Annotated in this window: 14 protein-coding genes; 11 read left to right on the top strand and 3 right to left on the bottom strand. The window is 71.4% G+C overall.

Features of this window, described 5'->3' with window-relative positions:
- Nucleotides 1-87 precede the first annotated feature (87 nt).
- Entirely contained in the window at nucleotides 88-1,125 is a 1,038-nt protein-coding gene (locus ABD297_RS11635; RefSeq protein WP_344255092.1) for a DUF4037 domain-containing protein, read from the top strand.
- Here the strand turns inward: ABD297_RS11635 and kynU are convergent.
- On the bottom strand, nucleotides 1,118-2,371 hold the full coding sequence (gene kynU / locus ABD297_RS11630) for a kynureninase (protein ID WP_344255091.1): 1,254 nt from the start codon (nucleotides 2,369-2,371) through the stop codon (nucleotides 1,118-1,120). The genes ABD297_RS11635 and kynU overlap by 8 nt on opposite strands.
- A 156-nt stretch (nucleotides 2,372-2,527) precedes the next feature.
- Here kynU and pdxT point away from each other — a divergent pair, with 156 nt between their 5' ends.
- From pdxT to ABD297_RS11580, 10 genes are all read left to right on the top strand, one after another.
- A complete protein-coding gene (gene pdxT, locus ABD297_RS11625; RefSeq protein ID WP_344255164.1) occupies nucleotides 2,528-3,199 on the top strand; it encodes a pyridoxal 5'-phosphate synthase glutaminase subunit PdxT in 672 nt (223 codons plus the stop codon).
- The gene (locus tag ABD297_RS11620) at nucleotides 3,196-3,957 is read left to right on the top strand and encodes a YebC/PmpR family DNA-binding transcriptional regulator (protein ID WP_344255089.1); all 762 of its coding nucleotides are present in this window, start codon (nucleotides 3,196-3,198) and stop codon (nucleotides 3,955-3,957) included. Before pdxT ends, ABD297_RS11620 begins: the two co-directional genes overlap by 4 nt.
- A 142-nt stretch (nucleotides 3,958-4,099) precedes the next feature.
- A complete protein-coding gene (gene ruvC / locus ABD297_RS11615) occupies nucleotides 4,100-4,780 on the top strand; it encodes a crossover junction endodeoxyribonuclease RuvC (RefSeq protein ID WP_344255088.1) in 681 nt (226 codons plus the stop codon).
- On the top strand, nucleotides 4,777-5,379 hold the full coding sequence (ruvA, locus tag ABD297_RS11610) for a Holliday junction branch migration protein RuvA (protein ID WP_344255087.1): 603 nt from the start codon (nucleotides 4,777-4,779) through the stop codon (nucleotides 5,377-5,379). Before ruvC ends, ruvA begins: the two co-directional genes overlap by 4 nt.
- Nucleotides 5,376-6,500, top strand: coding sequence for a Holliday junction branch migration DNA helicase RuvB (ruvB, locus tag ABD297_RS11605; protein ID WP_344255086.1), 1,125 nt, complete (start codon nucleotides 5,376-5,378; stop codon nucleotides 6,498-6,500). Before ruvA ends, ruvB begins: the two co-directional genes overlap by 4 nt.
- Nucleotides 6,501-6,739: 239 nt before the next feature.
- Nucleotides 6,740-7,102 (top strand): preprotein translocase subunit YajC, encoded by a 363-nt coding sequence (yajC, locus tag ABD297_RS11600; RefSeq protein WP_344255085.1) that lies wholly within the window; start codon nucleotides 6,740-6,742, stop codon nucleotides 7,100-7,102.
- 7 nt (nucleotides 7,103-7,109) lie between these two features.
- A complete protein-coding gene (gene secD, locus ABD297_RS11595) occupies nucleotides 7,110-9,023 on the top strand; it encodes a protein translocase subunit SecD (RefSeq protein ID WP_344255084.1) in 1,914 nt (637 codons plus the stop codon).
- Entirely contained in the window at nucleotides 9,020-10,180 is a 1,161-nt protein-coding gene (gene secF, locus ABD297_RS11590; protein WP_344255083.1) for a protein translocase subunit SecF, read from the top strand. Before secD ends, secF begins: the two co-directional genes overlap by 4 nt.
- A gap of 41 nt (nucleotides 10,181-10,221) precedes the next feature.
- Nucleotides 10,222-10,746: an adenine phosphoribosyltransferase gene (locus tag ABD297_RS11585; protein WP_344255082.1), complete on the top strand. Its 525-nt coding sequence runs from the start codon at nucleotides 10,222-10,224 to the stop codon at nucleotides 10,744-10,746.
- Between the two features lie 28 nt (nucleotides 10,747-10,774).
- Nucleotides 10,775-13,060, top strand: a complete 2,286-nt coding sequence (locus tag ABD297_RS11580) for a RelA/SpoT family protein (RefSeq protein WP_344255081.1) — start codon at nucleotides 10,775-10,777, stop codon at nucleotides 13,058-13,060.
- A 112-nt stretch (nucleotides 13,061-13,172) separates the two neighbouring features.
- Here the strand turns inward: ABD297_RS11580 and ABD297_RS11575 are convergent, their stop codons facing one another.
- Together ABD297_RS11575 and ABD297_RS11570 are read right to left on the bottom strand one after the other, a co-directional pair.
- Complete coding sequence (locus ABD297_RS11575; RefSeq protein WP_344255080.1) at nucleotides 13,173-15,062, bottom strand: DUF349 domain-containing protein; 1,890 nt, start codon at nucleotides 15,060-15,062, stop codon at nucleotides 13,173-13,175.
- Nucleotides 15,059-15,913, bottom strand: a complete 855-nt coding sequence (locus tag ABD297_RS11570; protein ID WP_344255079.1) for a peptidylprolyl isomerase — start codon at nucleotides 15,911-15,913, stop codon at nucleotides 15,059-15,061. Before ABD297_RS11570 ends, ABD297_RS11575 begins: the two co-directional genes overlap by 4 nt.
- Nucleotides 15,914-15,940 lie beyond the last annotated feature (27 nt).

The raw sequence follows: 15,940 nt of genomic DNA, 5'->3' as shown, positions 1-15,940 counted from the left end.
GAGCAGCGACCAACCTCTGCGGTTGCAGCCGCACCCTCCGGCTGTTGTCCGGTGTGTCGCCGGGGCGGGGGCTGGCACCATCGGGGCGTGAGCCTGAGCGGAACCGAGCTGTCGCGGTCCTACTTCGAGGAGGTCGTGCGCCCCGTCGTCGAGGACCGCTGGCCGCGGCTGCCGTATGCCGCCGCCCGCCTCGGGAGCGGCTCCGACGTCCTCGGCCTCGACGACGCGATGTCGCGCGACCACGACTGGGGCCTGCGACTCAACCTCCTCGTCCCGGGCGAGCTCGTGGCGACGGTGGACGCGCACCTCGCCGAGCACCTCCCCGAGTCGTTCGCCGGGCACCCGGTCCGGTTCGCGACGACGTGGGACCCCGTCGTGCGCCACCGCGTCCAGGTCGACACGGTGCGTGACCTCGCCGTCTCACGGCTCGGGGTCGACCCCACCGACGGGCTCACCACCGAGGAGTGGCTCTCCCTGACCGGTCAGGCCGTCCTGGAGGTCACCGCCGGCGAGGTGTTCGCCGACGGCGCGGGCGAGCTGACCGGCATACGTCGTCGGCTCGAGTGGTACCCCGACGACCTCTGGCGCCACGTCGTCGCGACGGACTGGGCACGGCTCGCACAGGAGCTGCCGTTCGTCGGGCGCACGGGGGAGCGCGGCGACGAGCTGGGCTCACGCGTGGTGACGGCTCGGCTCGCGGGGATCGCCATGCACCTCGGCCACCTGCTCGAGCGACGGTGGCCGCCCTACGCCAAGTGGCTCGGCACGAGCTTCGCCCGACTGCCGCGGGCCGGAGCCGCGGCGACGTCGCTGGTGGGCGCCCTGGCCGCAGACGACTGGCACCGGCGCCAGGCCGGCCTCGTCGAGGCCCTGCGCGCGCTCAGCCTGCTGCAGGCGACGGCAGGACTCCCGACCGTCGACGACCCGGTCGAGCCGTTCTGGGACCGTCCCTACCTCGGCGTGCGCGACGCCGCGGTCGGGGTCCTCGCCGAGACCATCCGCGACCCGGACGTCCGATCCCTTCCGCGAGGGGTCGGCTCCGCCGAGCAGGTGAGCGACAACGTCGACGTGCTCATGCACCCCGGTCGACGGCCACCACCGACGGCGGCACGACGCGTCAGGTGACGGCGCCGCGCTCGGCGAACTCCGGCCGCTCGAACTCACGCCCCTCGAGGACCTCGTGGACGTGCACGGCGGCGCGCACGGCGTCGACGTGCGTGACGTAGAGCGGCGCGAAGCCGAGCCGGATGATGTCGGGCTCGCGGAAGTCGCCGATGACGCCGCGCCCGATGAGCGCCTGCACGACGGCGAAGGCCTGCGGGTGGCGCAGCGACACCTGCGAGCCACGCCGCCCCGGGTCGCGGGGAGTCGCGAGCGGCAGGTCGACCCCGAGCGCGTCGAGGGCGTCGATGAACGTCCCGGTCACCGACAGGGACGCGGCCCGCACCTCCGCGGGGGAGAGCCCGTCGTATGCCGTGAGGGCGGCCTCGAGGGCGAGCACCGACAGCAGGGGCGGGGTGCCGACGCGGGCGCGGGTGATGCCGGGCGCCGGCTCGTAGTCGGGGCGCATCGCGAACGGGTGCGCGTGACCCTGCCAGCCGGTCAGCGGCTGCTCGAAGTCGTCCTGGTGCCGGGTCGCCACGTAGAGGAAGGCGGGCGCGCCGGGACCGCCGTTGAGGTACTTGTAGCCGCAGCCGACGGCCAGGTCCGCGCCGCCGGCGTCGAGGTCGACCTCGATGACGCCGGCAGAGTGGCAGAGGTCCCAGCACGCGAGCGCGCCCACGGCGTGGGCGGCCCCGGTGATGGCGCGGAGGTCCCAGAGCTCGCCGGTCCGGTAGTCGACGCTCGAGTACGAGACGAGGGCCAGGGCCTCACCCACCTCGGCGATCGCCGCCGTCGCGTCGCGCGGGTGGACGCGTCGCACCTCGAGACCCGCCAGGGCTGCGGCCGACTCCGTCATGTAGAGGTCGGTGGGGAAGGAGTCGGGGTCGGTGAGCACGACGGTGCGGCCCGGGCGCAGCCGTCCGGCGCCGATGACGGCCTTGAAGAGGTTGACCGACGTCGAGTCGGTCACGACCACCTGGCCCGGGGCGGCCCCGACGAGGCGGCCGACCCGGTCGCCCACGCGGGTCTGGGCGCCCCACCAGTCGGCCTCGTTCCACGACCGGATGAGGCGCTCGCCCCACTGGCGGTGCATGACGTCGTCGACGACGGCCGGGACGGCGTTCGGCAGCGCGCCGAGCGAGTTGCCGTCGAGGTAGATGACGCCGTCCGGCAGGGTGAAAAGGTCGCGGGTGCCCCGCAGCGGTGAGCCGGCGTCGGTCTCCGCAGCGCGGGCGATCAGGTCGTCGTGGGTGTGCACCGTCGTCATGGCGGCAACGTATCCGGTGGTGCGCCGCCGGCGTCAGGGCTGCCTTCGCGATCATCTCGCATGTCAGACGCTTCCGACTGGCTCCCCGCCGACCCACCCCTCGAGTCCGGGCCGGTCCCCGCGTTCTAGGCTGGGTCGGTGAGCACCACCAGCACCCTGACCCTGCCGCGGATCGGCGTCCTCGCCGTGCAGGGCGACGTCCGCGAGCACCTCGCGGCACTGTCCGCCCTCGGAGCCGAGGCCGTGACGGTCCGTCGCCCGGCCGAGCTCGAGCAGGTCGACGGGCTCGTCATCCCCGGCGGGGAGTCGACCGTGATGGACAAGCTCGTGCGCGCCTTCGACCTGCGCGAGCCGCTCGTGCGCCGCATCCGCGAGGGCCTGCCCGTCTACGGCTCGTGCGCCGGGATGATCATGCTGGCCGACCGCATCGCCGACGGGCGCCCCGACCAGCAGACGCTCGGCGGTCTCGACATCACGGTGCGCCGCAACGCCTTCGGCCGTCAGGTCGACTCCTTCGAGCAGGACCTCGACTACGCCTGGAGCGACACGGCGAGCTCCGGAGCGACCGGCACGGTTCACGCCGTCTTCATCCGCGCGCCGTGGGTCGAGCAGGCCGGACCCGACGTCCAGGTGCTCGCCCGCGTGAGTGAGGGCGCCGCCGCCGGTAGGATCGTCGCGGTCCGGCAGGGCAACCTCATGGCCACGTCCTTCCACCCGGAGGTGGGGGCCGACCGCCGGATCCACGCCGAGTTCGTCTCGATCGTCAGAGCGCACCGACTCCAGCAGTCGGATGCACGCCAGTCACCGGAACGCGAGGACACTGCATGAGCGGCCACTCCAAATGGGCCACCACGAAGCACCAGAAGGCGGCCAAGGACGCCAAGCGCGGCAAGCTCTTCGCCAAGCTCATCAAGAACATCGAGGTCGCAGCCCGCCAGGGCGGCGCCGACCCCACGGGCAACCCGACGCTCTACGACGCCATCCAGAAGGCGAAGAAGACCTCGGTGCCCAACGACAACATCGACCGTGCCGTCAAGCGCGCGTCGGGGGCCGAGGCCGGCGCTGCCGACTGGCAGACGATCATGTACGAGGGCTACGCCCCCAACGGTGTCGCCGTCCTCATCGAGTGCCTCACCGACAACCGCAACCGCGCCGCCGCCGAGGTGCGCACCGCACTGACCCGCAACGGTGGCCAGCTCGCCGACCCCGGCTCGGTGTCCTACGTCTTCAACCGAAAGGGTGTCGTGACCGTCCTCAAGGACGCCGGCTCCGAGGACGACATCCTCGAGGTCGTGCTCGAGGCGGGGGCCGAGGAGGTCAACGACAACGGCGACACGTGGGAGATCATCTCCGAGGCCACCGACTTCGTCGCGGTCCGCAAGGCGATCCAGGATGCCGGCATCGACTACGAGTCGGCCGAGGCCTCGTTCGTGCCCAACCTGCAGGTGCCGCTCGACCTCGACGGCGCGCGGAAGATGATCCGCGTCATCGAGGCTCTCGAGGACAGCGACGACGTGCAGAACGTCTTCGCCAACGGCGACATCCCGGACGACGTGCTCGCCCAGCTCGACGACGACGAGGACTGAGCCCACACGGGCCGGCGCCGGCCGCAGCACGGGAGGCACGCCGGCACCGGCGTGCCTCCCGTGCTTTCGGGGGAGCGCGGCTAGCGTTGTCCCGAACACCTGTTCGGATCGTCCGCCCCGCCCACAGACCTGGAGGTATGCCGTGCGCGTCCTCGCGGTCGACCCCGGGCTCACGCGGTGCGGCGTCGGCGTCGTCGACGGCGTCCCGGGTCGCAAGCTCTCCCTCGTCGATGTGGGCGTCATCCGCACCCCGTCCACCGACCCCACGCCGCGACGCCTCGTCGTGGTCGAGGACGAGATGCGCCAGTGGTTCGCCCGGCACCGCCCCGAGGCCGTCGCCATCGAGCGGGTCTTCGCCGACACCAACGTCTCCACCGTCATGGGCACCGCGCAGGTCACGGGGATCGTCATGATCATCGCCGAGCGGCTCGGCCTGCCGGTCACCCTGCACACCCCGACCGAGGTCAAGGCCGCCGTCAGCGGCAGCGGGCGGGCCGACAAGGCGCAGGTCACCACGATGGTGACCCGGCTGCTCGGACTCGACACGCCACCCAAGCCCGCGGACGCCGCCGACGCGCTCGCGCTCGCCATCTGCCACGTGTGGCGCGGGGGCACCCAGAGCCGTCTCGAGGAGGCACGGCTCGAGGTGCTGGCGCGCACCGGCAACCGGGGGAGCGGCATACCCCGTCGGGTCCCGCCGGGAGCCGCGCCACCCGTGCAACGACTGAGGGCCGCGTCGGCCCAGACCTCCCGGGCGGGGCGGACACCGTCACCCGCCTCACCCGACCGCACCCCACCGCACCCTGGAGCCCAGCCCCGATGATCGCCTCGCTCTCCGGCACCGTCCTCAAGGTCGGCCTCGACTCCGTCGTGGTCGGCGTCGGCGGAGTCGGCATGCTCGTCCACACGACGCCCGCGACCGCCACGTCGGTGCGGCTGGGCCAGCCCACCGAGCTCGCGACGAGTCTCGTCGTGCGCGAGGACTCGCTGACGCTCTACGGCTTCGCCACCGACGACGAGAAGCACGTCTTCGAGACCGTCCAGACCGTCTCGGGCGTCGGCCCGCGCCTGGCCCTGGCGGTGCTCGCCGTCCACTCGCCCGACGCGGTGCGGATCGCGCTCGGCACCGGTGACCTCGTGGCGCTGACCAAGGTCCCGGGCATCGGCAAGAAGGGCGCCGAGCGCATGGTGCTCGAGCTCAAGGACAAGCTCGGCGCCCTGCCGGGCTCGGCGGGGCAGGCCGAGCCGGTGCACCTCGACAGCGGCGAGGCCTGGCGCGAGCAGGTCCGTGAGGCCCTCGTCGGCCTCGGGTGGACCGCACGGCAGGCCGACGACGCCCTCGACAAGGTGGCACCGCTGGCCGCTGACGGCGCCGGCGTCTCCGCCCTCCTTCGCGCGGCCCTGCAGGAGCTCGGTCGATGAGCGTCGACCGGTCGTGGGAGGTCGAGCAGGTCCCGGACGTCTGGGACGACGGCTCGTTCGACGCGACCGCCCGCACCGTCGACGCCGCCGGCGACACCGACGAGCGGCAGGTCGAGGCGGCGCTGCGCCCGAAGCGGCTCGAGGACTTCCCGGGCCAGACCCGCGTGCGCGACCAGCTCGGCCTCGTCCTCAAGGCGGCCAAGCGCCGCGGCACCCCGCCCGACCACGTCCTGCTCTCCGGGCCGCCCGGACTGGGCAAGACCACCCTCGCGATGATCGTGGCGGGCGAGCTCGAGCAGCCCATCCGCATCACCTCGGGTCCGGCCATCCAGCACGCGGGCGACCTCGCCTCGGTGCTGTCGTCCCTGGCCGAGGGAGAGGTGCTCTTCCTCGACGAGATCCACCGCATGTCCCGCTCGGCCGAGGAGATGCTCTACCTCGCGATGGAGGACTTCCGGGTCGACGTCATCATCGGCAAGGGGCCGGGCGCTACCGCGATCCCGCTCGAGCTGCCGCCCTTCACCGTCGTCGGCGCGACCACCCGGGCCGGTCTGCTGCCGGCGCCCCTGCGCGACCGGTTCGGCTTCACGGGCCATCTTGACTACTACGCAGCCGCCGACCTCGTGACCATCCTGCACCGCTCGGCACGCCTGCTCGGGCTCGACGCCGACGACGACGGCATCCGCGAGATCGCCCTGCGCTCGCGTGGCACGCCCCGCATCGCCAACCGCCTGCTGCGCCGCGTGCGCGACTGGGCCCAGGTCCACGGCGAGGACCGGGTCACCCACACGGCGGCCCGGCAGGCCCTCGAGCTCTTCGACGTCGACGAGCGCGGCCTCGACCGGCTCGACCGTGCCGTCCTCGAGGCGCTGTGCCGCCGGTTCAGCGGGGGACCGGTGGGGCTGTCGACGCTCGCCGTGGCCGTCGGCGAGGAGCCCGATACCGTCGAGACGGTCGCCGAGCCCTACCTCGTGCGTGAGGGCTTCATGGTGCGCACGCCGCGTGGGCGGGCCGCGTCCGGCCTCGCCTGGGAGCACCTCGGGCTGACGCCTCCGCTCGAGGCGCAGTCGCTCTGGACCGCCACGCTGCCCATCGAGGAGGCCGGCGGCGCCCGTTTCTAGGGGCGCGCCCACGTGCTCGGGCGGCTGCGGGACGCGACCAAAACGTGACCCGTGCCCGCTGCGCCACGGCCCGATCCGGTCTGACAAACTGCACCGGCGCACGTAGACTCCTGCGGGCACCATCGCCGCTGCCGCGGCACCATCCGGTGCCCCTGGTCGTTGACGCGACATCCGACCCGAACGACGGTCGTGGCGCGCGTGTGCACCGACCGGACGAAGACACGAAGGACTGAGCTGACATGAGCAACAACGGGACTTTCTCGTTGCTGATTTTCGCCCTGCCCCTGTTGCTGCTGGGCTGGCTGTTCTTCACCCAGAACAAGCGGATGAAGCAGATGCGCGACTTCAGCTCGTCCCTGCACGTCGGTGACCGCATCGTCACGTCGTCCGGGATCTACGGCACGGTCAAGCACCTCGACGACTCCAGCGTCTGGCTCGAGGTCGCCGAGGGCACCACGATCCGCGTCGACCGTCGCGCCATCGCGATGAAGCAGTCCGACGAGTCGGCCGTGGCCGACACCACCGACGCGACGCCGTCCACCGACGTCGCGCCCGACGAGGCTCCGGGCAGCACGCCCGGCTCCCAGCAGAACGGTCAGTGAGGGTTTCGTGGCACGCAGCTCCACCAAGAAGTCGGCGAGACGCAGCCTCCTGGCGCTCATCGTCGTCATCCTCGGCCTCAGCGCCCTGGCGGCAGGCCTGACGAAGTGGGGCGACGGGTCGCTGACCCCGCGCCTCGGCCTCGACCTCGAGGGCGGCACGGAGCTCGTGCTCCAGCCCCAGCTCACCGGCAGCGAGACGATCAGCGAGGGCCAGGTCAACCGGGCCGTCGACATCATCCGGCAGCGCATCGACGCCAACGGCGTCTCCGAGGCCGAGATCACCACCCAGGGTGGGCGCAGCATCGTCGTGTCCATCCCCGGGCAGCCCACGCCGGAGCAGCTCGACGCGCTGAAGAAGCCCTCGCAGCTGCGGTTCCGCGCCGTCTACGTCCAGGCCCTCGACGCCAACGCCTCGCAGGTCAACCCCGGTGCGACGCCCTCGGGCAGTGCGACCGGCACGGTCACCCCGTCCGGCACGCCGACCGGCACCTCGACGGGCACCGCACCCGCAGCGACCCCCTCGACGTCTGCCACCGCGCAGAACGGCGCCGTCCCGGACGCCCTGCGCGCCGCCACGACGCCGGCGACGCCCACGGGCACGGCCACGACGCCGTCCGCCACGGCGACCACCCCGGCGCCCGCCGCCACGCAGACTCCTGCCACGCCCACCCCGGCGCAGACCGAGGCCGCGATCAAGGCGCAGGCCAGCACCGGTCTCGTGGGCCTCGGCTGGGACAAGGCCAAGGCCGACGCCGCCGCCGCGAAGGTCGCCAAGGACTACACCGCGCTCAACTGCGCCAAGCCCGGTGCGGTCGACGCCATCGTCGACGACCCGGCCCTGCCGATCGCGACCTGTGGTGAGGACCGCGTCACCAAGTACGTCCTCGGCCCGAGCGAGATCGACGGCAGCGAGATCGCCGACGCCACGAGCGGCTACCAGCCCGGCCCCAACGGCCAACCCACCTCGATCGTCGAGGTCGCGCTGTCGTTCAAGGACGCTGGCAAGGCCAAGTTCGCCGCGGTCACCAAGCGCCTCTACGGCCTGCAGTCGCAGCCGCCGCTCGACCAGTTCGCCGTCGTGCTCGACAAGGCGGTCATCACCGCACCGCAGGCTCGTGCCGTCATCACCGACGGCCGCGCCTCGATCACCGGCTCGTTCACCATCGACTCGGCCAAGCAGCTCGCGGAGCAGCTGAAGTTCGGTGCCCTGCCGATCTCCTTCGCGCTGCAGACGCAGGACAACATCACGCCCCAGCTCGGCAAGGAGCAGCTGCGCATCGGCCTGCTCGCCGGCCTCATCGGGCTGCTGCTCGTCGTCATCTACTCGCTGATCCAGTACCGCGCCCTCGGTTTCGTCACGGTCGCCTCGCTCGTCGTCGCGTCGGTCATCACCTACCTCGCGGTCACGGTGCTCGGCACGACCCACGGCTTCCGCCTGACCATGGCGGGAGTCACCGGACTCATCGTCGCCATCGGTGTCACCGCCGACAGCTTCATCGTCTACTTCGAGCGCATCCGTGACGAGGTGCGTGACGGCCGGCCGCTCGTGGCTGCCGTCGAGACCGGCTGGAAGCGGGCGCGACGCACCATCATCGCGGCCGACGCCGTCAACTTCATCGCGGCCGGGGTGCTCTACTTCCTGGCCTCGAGCAACGTGCGAGGCTTCGCCTTCACCCTGGGCCTCACGACGATCATCGACCTGCTCGTGGTCATGCTCTTCACGCACCCGATGGTCCAGCTCCTCGCCCGCACCGAGTTCTTCGGCAACGGCCACAAGTGGTCGGGTCTGGACCCGCAGCGCCTCGGCGCGAAGGAGTCGGTCCGCTACCGCGGTCGCGGCCAGTTCGGGGCACCCGGCGCCCAGCGCCCGCCCGCCACCGTGGGTTCTGCCCGCGTCGCCGATGGGAAGGCCCAGGCATGATCAACTTCGCCCAGGTCGGCAACGACCTCTACACCGGCAAGCGCTCGATCGACTTCATCAAGCGCCAGAAGACGTGGTACGCCCTGTCGGCGGTGCTCATCGCCCTCGCGCTGGTCGGCATCTTCGTCAGGGGACTCAACTTCGGCATCGAGTTCAGCGGTGGCTCCGAGTTCCGCGTCCAGGGCGTGACCAACAGCCAGGGCTACGAGGAGAAGGCGCAGGCCGCCATCTCCAAGGCCGGCATCGAGGGCAACGTCATCTCGACGATCGTCGGCCAGGACACCGTCCGCGTGCAGTCCGAGGCCGCCTCGGACCGCACGGACGAGGCGTCGACCGCGCTGGCCCAGCAGTTCGGGGTCGACAAGAGCGCGGTCAGCGCCTCGCTCATCGGCCCCAGCTGGGGACAGTCGGTGAGCCAGCAGGCGATCCGGGGCCTGATCGTCTTCCTCATCCTCGTGACCATCGTCATGGCGCTCTACTTCCGCACGTGGAAGATGGCCGTCTCGGGTCTCGTGGCGCTGCTGCACGACCTCGTCATCACGGTCGGCATCTACGCCCTGTTCGGCTTCGAGATCACGCCGTCGTCGATGATCGGCTTCCTGACCATCCTCGGCTACTCGCTCTACGACACCGTCGTCGTCTTCGACAAGGTGCGCGAGAACACCTCGGAGGCCTTCCGGACCAAGCGCATGACGTACTCCGCCGCGGCCAACCTCGCCGTCAACCAGACGCTGGTGCGCTCGATCAACACGACGGTCGTCGCGCTGCTGCCGATCGCGGCCGTGCTCTTCGTCGGCTTCACCCTGCTCGGTCCGGGCACGCTCCTCGACCTGTCGCTCGCCCTCTTCATCGGCATCGCGGTCGGTGCGTACTCCTCGATCTTCATCGCCACGCCCCTGCTCGTCGACCTGCGTCGCAACGAGCCGGCCGTCCGTGAGCTCGAGAAGTACGTCGCCCGGCACGGCGTGAAGCCCCACGTCGCCGCGCCGCAGGGTGCGCTGGAGCCGGCTGTCGTCGGTGCCGACGCGACCGGCGCCGCCACGGGTTCCGTCACCGGTTCAGCCGCGCCCGGCGAGACCTCGGCCCGACCCGTCCACAAGTACGCCCAGCCGGGTCCGCGTAACCAGCCCAAGCGCGCCCCCAAGTCGCGACGCTGAACAAGCCCACACCGTACGTTCGATCAGCAGCAGGAGACGGCGTGAGCCAGATCAGTGACCTCGTCGCGAGCAAGGTGCGCGACATCCCGGACTTCCCGAAGCCGGGCGTCCTCTTCAAGGACTTCACGCCGCTGTTCGCCGACGGCCCCGCGCTGGGCGAGCTCGTGCGCGACATCGCGGCGCGCTACGAGGGCCAGGTCGACGTCATCGTCGGCGTCGAGGCCCGCGGCTTCATCCTCGGCGCCGCCGTGGCCTACGAGCTGGGCCTCGGCATGGTCCCGGTGCGCAAGGCCGGCAAGCTGCCGGGCGAGACGTACCGCGAGTCCTACGCCCTCGAGTACGGCACGGCCGAGATCGAGGTGCACACCGACGCCTTCGAGCCCGGGCAGCGCGTGCTCGTCATCGACGACGTCCTGGCGACCGGCGGCACCGCCGAGGCCACCGCCCTGCTCGTCGAGCGAGCCGGCGCGAAGGTCACCGCGATCGAGGTCGTCCTCGAGCTGGCCTTCCTCGAGGGGCGCACGCGTCTCGGGGACCGGCCGGTCAACGCCATCCTCACGCTGTGATCCCGGACGGACCGCCTAGACTCTCTTCATGAGCGAGGACGTCCGCAACGAGCTGTCCACCCCGTCGCGGGTGCGCGCCCGTTTCGCACGTTTCGGGGCCACCCGGCCGGCCGGCAACCCCGTCCTCGAACCGCTCATGACGGCGGTCCGCCAGAACCACCCGAAGGCCGACCTGTCGGTCATCGAGCGGGCGTATGCCGTCGCCGAGCACGCGCACGAGGGCCAGATGCGCAAGAGCGGCGACGCGTACATCACGCACCCGCTCGCCGTGACGACCATCCTCGCCGAGCTCGGCATGACGCCCCCGACCCTCGCGGCGGCGCTGCTGCACGACACGGTCGAGGACACGGCATACAGCCTCGATGAGCTGCGTCGCGACTTCGGCGACGAGATCGCGATGCTCGTCGACGGCGTCACCAAGCTCGACAAGGTCACCTACGGCGAGGCCGCGCAGGCCGAGACCGTGCGCAAGATGGTCATCGCGATGGCGCGCGACATCCGCGTCCTCGTCATCAAGCTCGCCGACCGCCTGCACAACGCGCGGACGTGGCGCTACGTCAGTCCCGAGTCGGCCAAGCGCAAGGCCAACGAGACGCTCGAGATCTACGCCCCGCTCGCGCACCGCCTCGGCATGAACACCATCAAGTGGGAGCTCGAGGACCTCTCGTTCGCGACGCTCTACCCGAAGGTCTACGACGAGATCGTGCGCCTCGTCGCCGAGCGCGCCCCCGCCCGTGAGGAGTACCTCGCCGGCGTGCGCAGCCAGGTCACCGAGGACCTCACCGCGGCCAAGATCAAGGCCGTCGTGACCGGTCGGCCGAAGCACTACTACTCCGTGTACCAGAAGATGATCGTGCGGGGCCGCGACTTCGAGGAGATCTACGACCTCGTCGCCGTCCGCGTGCTCGTCGACACGGTGCGCGACTGCTATGCGGCGCTGGGCGCCCTCCACTCGCGGTGGAACCCGGTCCCGGGCCGGTTCAAGGACTACATCGCGATGCCGAAGTTCAACATGTACCAGTCGCTGCACACGACGGTCATCGGCCCGCAGGGCAAGCCGGTCGAGATCCAGATCCGCACCCACACGATGCACCGTCGGGCCGAGTACGGCGTCGCGGCCCACTGGAAGTACAAGGACCAGAGCAACGGTGGCGGCCCCGCCCGCCCCGGCGAGATCACCCCGCAGAACGACATGGCGTGGCTGCGCCAGCTGCTCGACTGGCAGCGCGAGACCGAGGACCCGGGCGAGTTCCTCGACTCGCTGCGCTTCGAGATGGGCAGCAGCGAGGTCTACGTCTTCACGCCCAAGGGGTCGGTCGTGGCGCTGCCGATGGGCGGCACGCCCGTCGACTTCGCGTATGCCGTCCACACCGAGGTCGGCCACCACTGCATCGGTGCGCGGGTCAACGGCCGCCTCGTGCCGCTCGAGTCGACCCTCGAGAACGGCGACGTCGTCGAGGTGCTCACGTCCAAGGCCGACGGCGCCGGCCCCTCGCGGGACTGGCTGCAGTTCGTCAAGAGCCCCCGTGCGCGCAACAAGATCAAGCAGTGGTTCTCCAAGGAGCGCCGCGAGGAGGCGATCGAGGCCGGCAAGGACTCGATCGCCAAGGCGCTGCGCAAGCAGAACCTGCCGCTCCAGCGGCTCATGAGCCACGAGTCGATGACGGCCGTCGCGACCGACCTGCGCTACCAGGACATCGAGGCGCTCTATGCCGCCGTGGGCGAGGGCCACGTGTCCGCGCAGCACGTCGTGGGCAAGGTCGTCGCCTCCATGGGCGGTGTCGACGGCGCCACCGAGGACCTCGCCGAGGCGACCGTCCCGACCCGGGCGTCCAGCCGCCGCAAGCCCGGTGACCCGGGAGTCGTCGTCGTCGGCACCGCCGACGTGTGGGTCAAGCTCGCCAAGTGCTGCACGCCGGTGCCCGGAGACCCGATCATCGGCTTCGTCACGCGCGGCAACGGCGTCTCCGTGCACCGCGTCGACTGCACCAACGCCGACCAGCTGACGGCCAACCCCGAACGCCTCATCGACGTCGAGTGGGCGCCGAGCTCGGCCAGCGTCTTCCTCGTCCAGCTCCAGGTCGAGGCGCTCGACCGCAACCGGCTGCTGAGCGACGTGACGCGGGTGCTGTCCGACCAGCACGTCAACATCCTCTCCGCGTCGGTCCAGACCTCCCGCGACCGGGTGGCCATCTCCCGCTTCACCTTCGAGATGGGCGACCCGGCCCACCTCGACCACGTCATCAAGGCCGTCCGCAAGATCGACGGCGTCTTCGACGTCTACCGCGTCAACGGCGGCAAGTCGACCATGTGAGCGCGCGCCGCTGGCTCCACCTCCGGCCGTGGCACGGTCCCACTGGAGATACGAAAGTGCCCACTCGACCCGTGAGTCGAGTGGGCACTGTCGTCCGTCAGGAAAAGGGCGGTCAGCCGCCGAACTCGGCGACGCCGGCGCGGGCCTGGTCGAGCCAGACCTGACGCGCCTCGAGCGCCTCACGGGCCTTCTTGATCTTGCTCGCGCTACCGGACGCCTCGGCCTTGGCCAGGTCGTCCTGCAGGTCGGCGACGGCGCGCTCGAGCTGCTCGACCATGGCCTTGGCGCGGGCGGCCACCTCCGGGTTGCTCGACTTCCACTTGCGGTCCTCGGCATCACGGACGGTCTGCTCGACACGTCGCATGGCCTTCTCGACGCGCTCCATGTCGGACCGGGGGACCTTGCCCGCGGCGTCCCACTTGTCCTGGATGACGCGCAGCTGGGCCTTGGCCTTCTCGAGGTCGGTGACCGGCAGGATCGCCTCGGCCTCGACGAGCAGGGCCTCCTTGACGGTGAGGTTGCCGCGGTACTGCTCCTCCTCGACCGCGACGACCTCGTCCTTGGCCGCGAAGAAGCTGTCCTGGGCGGCCTTGAAGCGCGCCCAGAGCTTGTCGTCGTCGGCCCGGCTGGCCCGTCCCGCGTTGCGCCACTCGTCCATGAGCCGCTTGAACGCACCCGCGGTGGCAGCCCAGTCGGTGCTCGTCGCGAGCTTCTCGGCCTCGGCGACAAGGCGCTCCTTGGCTCCCTTGGCGTCGGCGTGCTGCGCGTCGAGACCGGCGAAGTGGCTGCGGCGCGCCTTGTCGAACCCGTTGCGGGCCGCGCTGAAGCGCTGCCACAGGTTCGACTCCGTCTCGCGGTCCAGCCGCGTCGCCGCGCGCTGGTGCGCCTTCCACTCGTCGAGCAGCTCGCGCATGCGAGCTCCGCTCGTCTTCCACTGGATGCGGTTCTCCGGCTGCGCAGCGATCGACTCGGCCTCGGCGACGATCTTCTCGCGCTCGGCCGTGGCGGCGACCCGCGCCTCGGCGCGGTGCTGCTGCTCGACGTTGCGCTTCGCGGCCAGGCCCGACTGGATCTCGTCGAGCTTGGCGGCGAGGGCGTCGAGGTCTCCGACGACGGTCGCGTCCTTGACCTGGGCGGCCAGGGTCTTGAGGCCCTCGGCGACGTCCTTGGAGGGTACCTCGGGCTGGGAGAGGCGCTGCTCGAGCAGGACCGCGGAGGCGAAGAGCTCGTCGTACTTGCGCGCGAAGTACGTCAGGGCCTGCTCGTCGCTGGCTCCGGGATACGAGCCGACCTCCTGCTCCTGACCGTCCTTGGTGCGCACGAAGACGGTGCCGTTCTCGTCGACGCGTCCGAAGGCCGCGGAGGCGGAGTGGTCGGTCGTGATGAGCGCCGGGGCGGCCGGCGTCACGGTCGGGTGCGGCGCCGCCTTGGCGAGTGCTGCCGGGGTGGGGATCGCCGACGGCTTGGGGACACTGGCCGGTGACGGAGCCACCGGAGTGGCCGTGGCTGCCGTCTCGGAGGCGGTCTCGGAGGCGGTCTCGGAGGCGGTCTCGGAGGCGGTCTCGGAGGCGGCTGCCTCGGGGGTCGCCTCCGCGGTGTCGCCGCCCTCAGTGCTGCTCACCGAGGCGACGGCGTCAGCCGTCTCCGCGTCGGCGGCGGACGGCTCAGCGTCCTCCTGCGCGGCGGGCTCGGCGACGGGCTGGGCGTCCTTGCCTGCAACGGGTTCGGACGGCTCGATGTCCTTCTCCGCGACGGGCTCGGCGTCCGTCTCGCCTGCGACGTCGCCCTCGGTGGCCGAAGCGACCGCGGACCCGTCGGTCTGCGGGGCGTCCGCGGACTCGTCGGTCTGCGGGGCGTCCGCGGACTCGTCGGTCTGCGGGGCGTCCGCGGACTCGTCGGGCTGCGGGGCCTGGGCCTCGGAGGCCCCTGCCGCCTGGGTGGCCGAGGCGTCCGTCGCGGGCTCGGAGGTCTCGTCAGTCTGGGGGTGCTGGATGTCGGTCATGCCTTCTTCTCCGTCACGCTGACGCTGAGGATGCTGATCGGGGAGACGGGGGTCCCGTCCGCCGGGCTGGGGGGCAGCGCCTTGTTGGCCGCAATCTTCTCAACGATGTCGAGGCCCTTGGTCACCTTCCCGAAGATCGTGTAGCCACCACCGTCGGTCGGCAACTGGGTTTCCTTATAGGTGATGAAGAACTGGCCACCGTTGCTGTTCGGGTCCTGGGTGCGGGCCATGGCGAGCACGCCGGTCGCGTACTTGCCGTCCTTGGGCGCGTTCTCGATGCCGAAGGTGTAGCCGGGGCCACCCTGGCCGGTGCCGGTGGGGTCACCGCACTGGAGGACGTAGATGCCCTCCGTGGTGACGCGGTGGCACGGGCTCGGGGCCCAGAAGCCGGTCTTGGCGAGGTTGATGAACGACGCGACGGTCTGCGGCGCCTTGGTGCCGTCGAGCTCGAAGGTGAGGTCGCCACACGTCGTCTTGACGGTCGCGACGAAGGTCTTGCCGGCCGCGGTGGCCTTGGACGGGACGTCCTTCTGCTGCTTCGGGGTCGTCTGGTTCGGCGGGGGAGCGGTGCACCCCGCCGCCAGCTTCTGCCCGGCGGCCAGGCCGCCGGACGAGGTCGGGCTGCCGGTCGCGGTGCTCGTCGGGGTGGTCGGCGCCGCCGCCGGGGCGGGACTGTCGGAGCTCCCGACGATCTTGGGCACGACGATGACGGCTGCGACGATGAGGATGACCGCGAGGATCACACCGAAGACCTGCTTGTCGCGCGTCGAGTCGCCCACCGGCGGCTTGGCGCTCTTCTGCTGTTCCTCGTGGCGGCGGCGCGCACGTGCGCGTTCCTGCTCTTTGGTCACGAACCTCTCCTCGTACGGGCCACATGG

Origin of the sequence: Terrabacter carboxydivorans (genome assembly GCF_039532035.1) — a bacterium.
In the GTDB taxonomy this organism is placed as follows: Bacteria; Actinomycetota; Actinomycetes; order Actinomycetales; family Dermatophilaceae; genus Terrabacter; species Terrabacter carboxydivorans.
Note: the sequence above shows the minus strand (reverse complement) of the source record. Positions and strands in the feature narration are given on the sequence as shown.

What these genes read in the sequence shown, in the direction of transcription:
- yajC (WP_344255085.1), top strand. Translation starts at nt 6,740, where the DNA reads ATGAGCAACAACGGGACTTTCTCGTTGCTGATTTTCGCCCTGCCCCTG.
- ABD297_RS11580 (WP_344255081.1), top strand. Translation starts at nt 10,775, where the DNA reads ATGAGCGAGGACGTCCGCAACGAGCTGTCCACCCCGTCGCGGGTGCGC.
- secF (WP_344255083.1), top strand. Translation starts at nt 9,020, where the DNA reads ATGATCAACTTCGCCCAGGTCGGCAACGACCTCTACACCGGCAAGCGC.
- kynU (WP_344255091.1), bottom strand. Translation starts at nt 2,371, where the DNA reads ATGACGACGGTGCACACCCACGACGACCTGATCGCCCGCGCTGCGGAG.
- ABD297_RS11620 (WP_344255089.1), top strand. Translation starts at nt 3,196, where the DNA reads ATGAGCGGCCACTCCAAATGGGCCACCACGAAGCACCAGAAGGCGGCC.
- ABD297_RS11575 (WP_344255080.1), bottom strand. Translation starts at nt 15,062, where the DNA reads ATGACCGACATCCAGCACCCCCAGACTGACGAGACCTCCGAGCCCGCG.
- ruvA (WP_344255087.1), top strand. Translation starts at nt 4,777, where the DNA reads ATGATCGCCTCGCTCTCCGGCACCGTCCTCAAGGTCGGCCTCGACTCC.
- ruvB (WP_344255086.1), top strand. Translation starts at nt 5,376, where the DNA reads ATGAGCGTCGACCGGTCGTGGGAGGTCGAGCAGGTCCCGGACGTCTGG.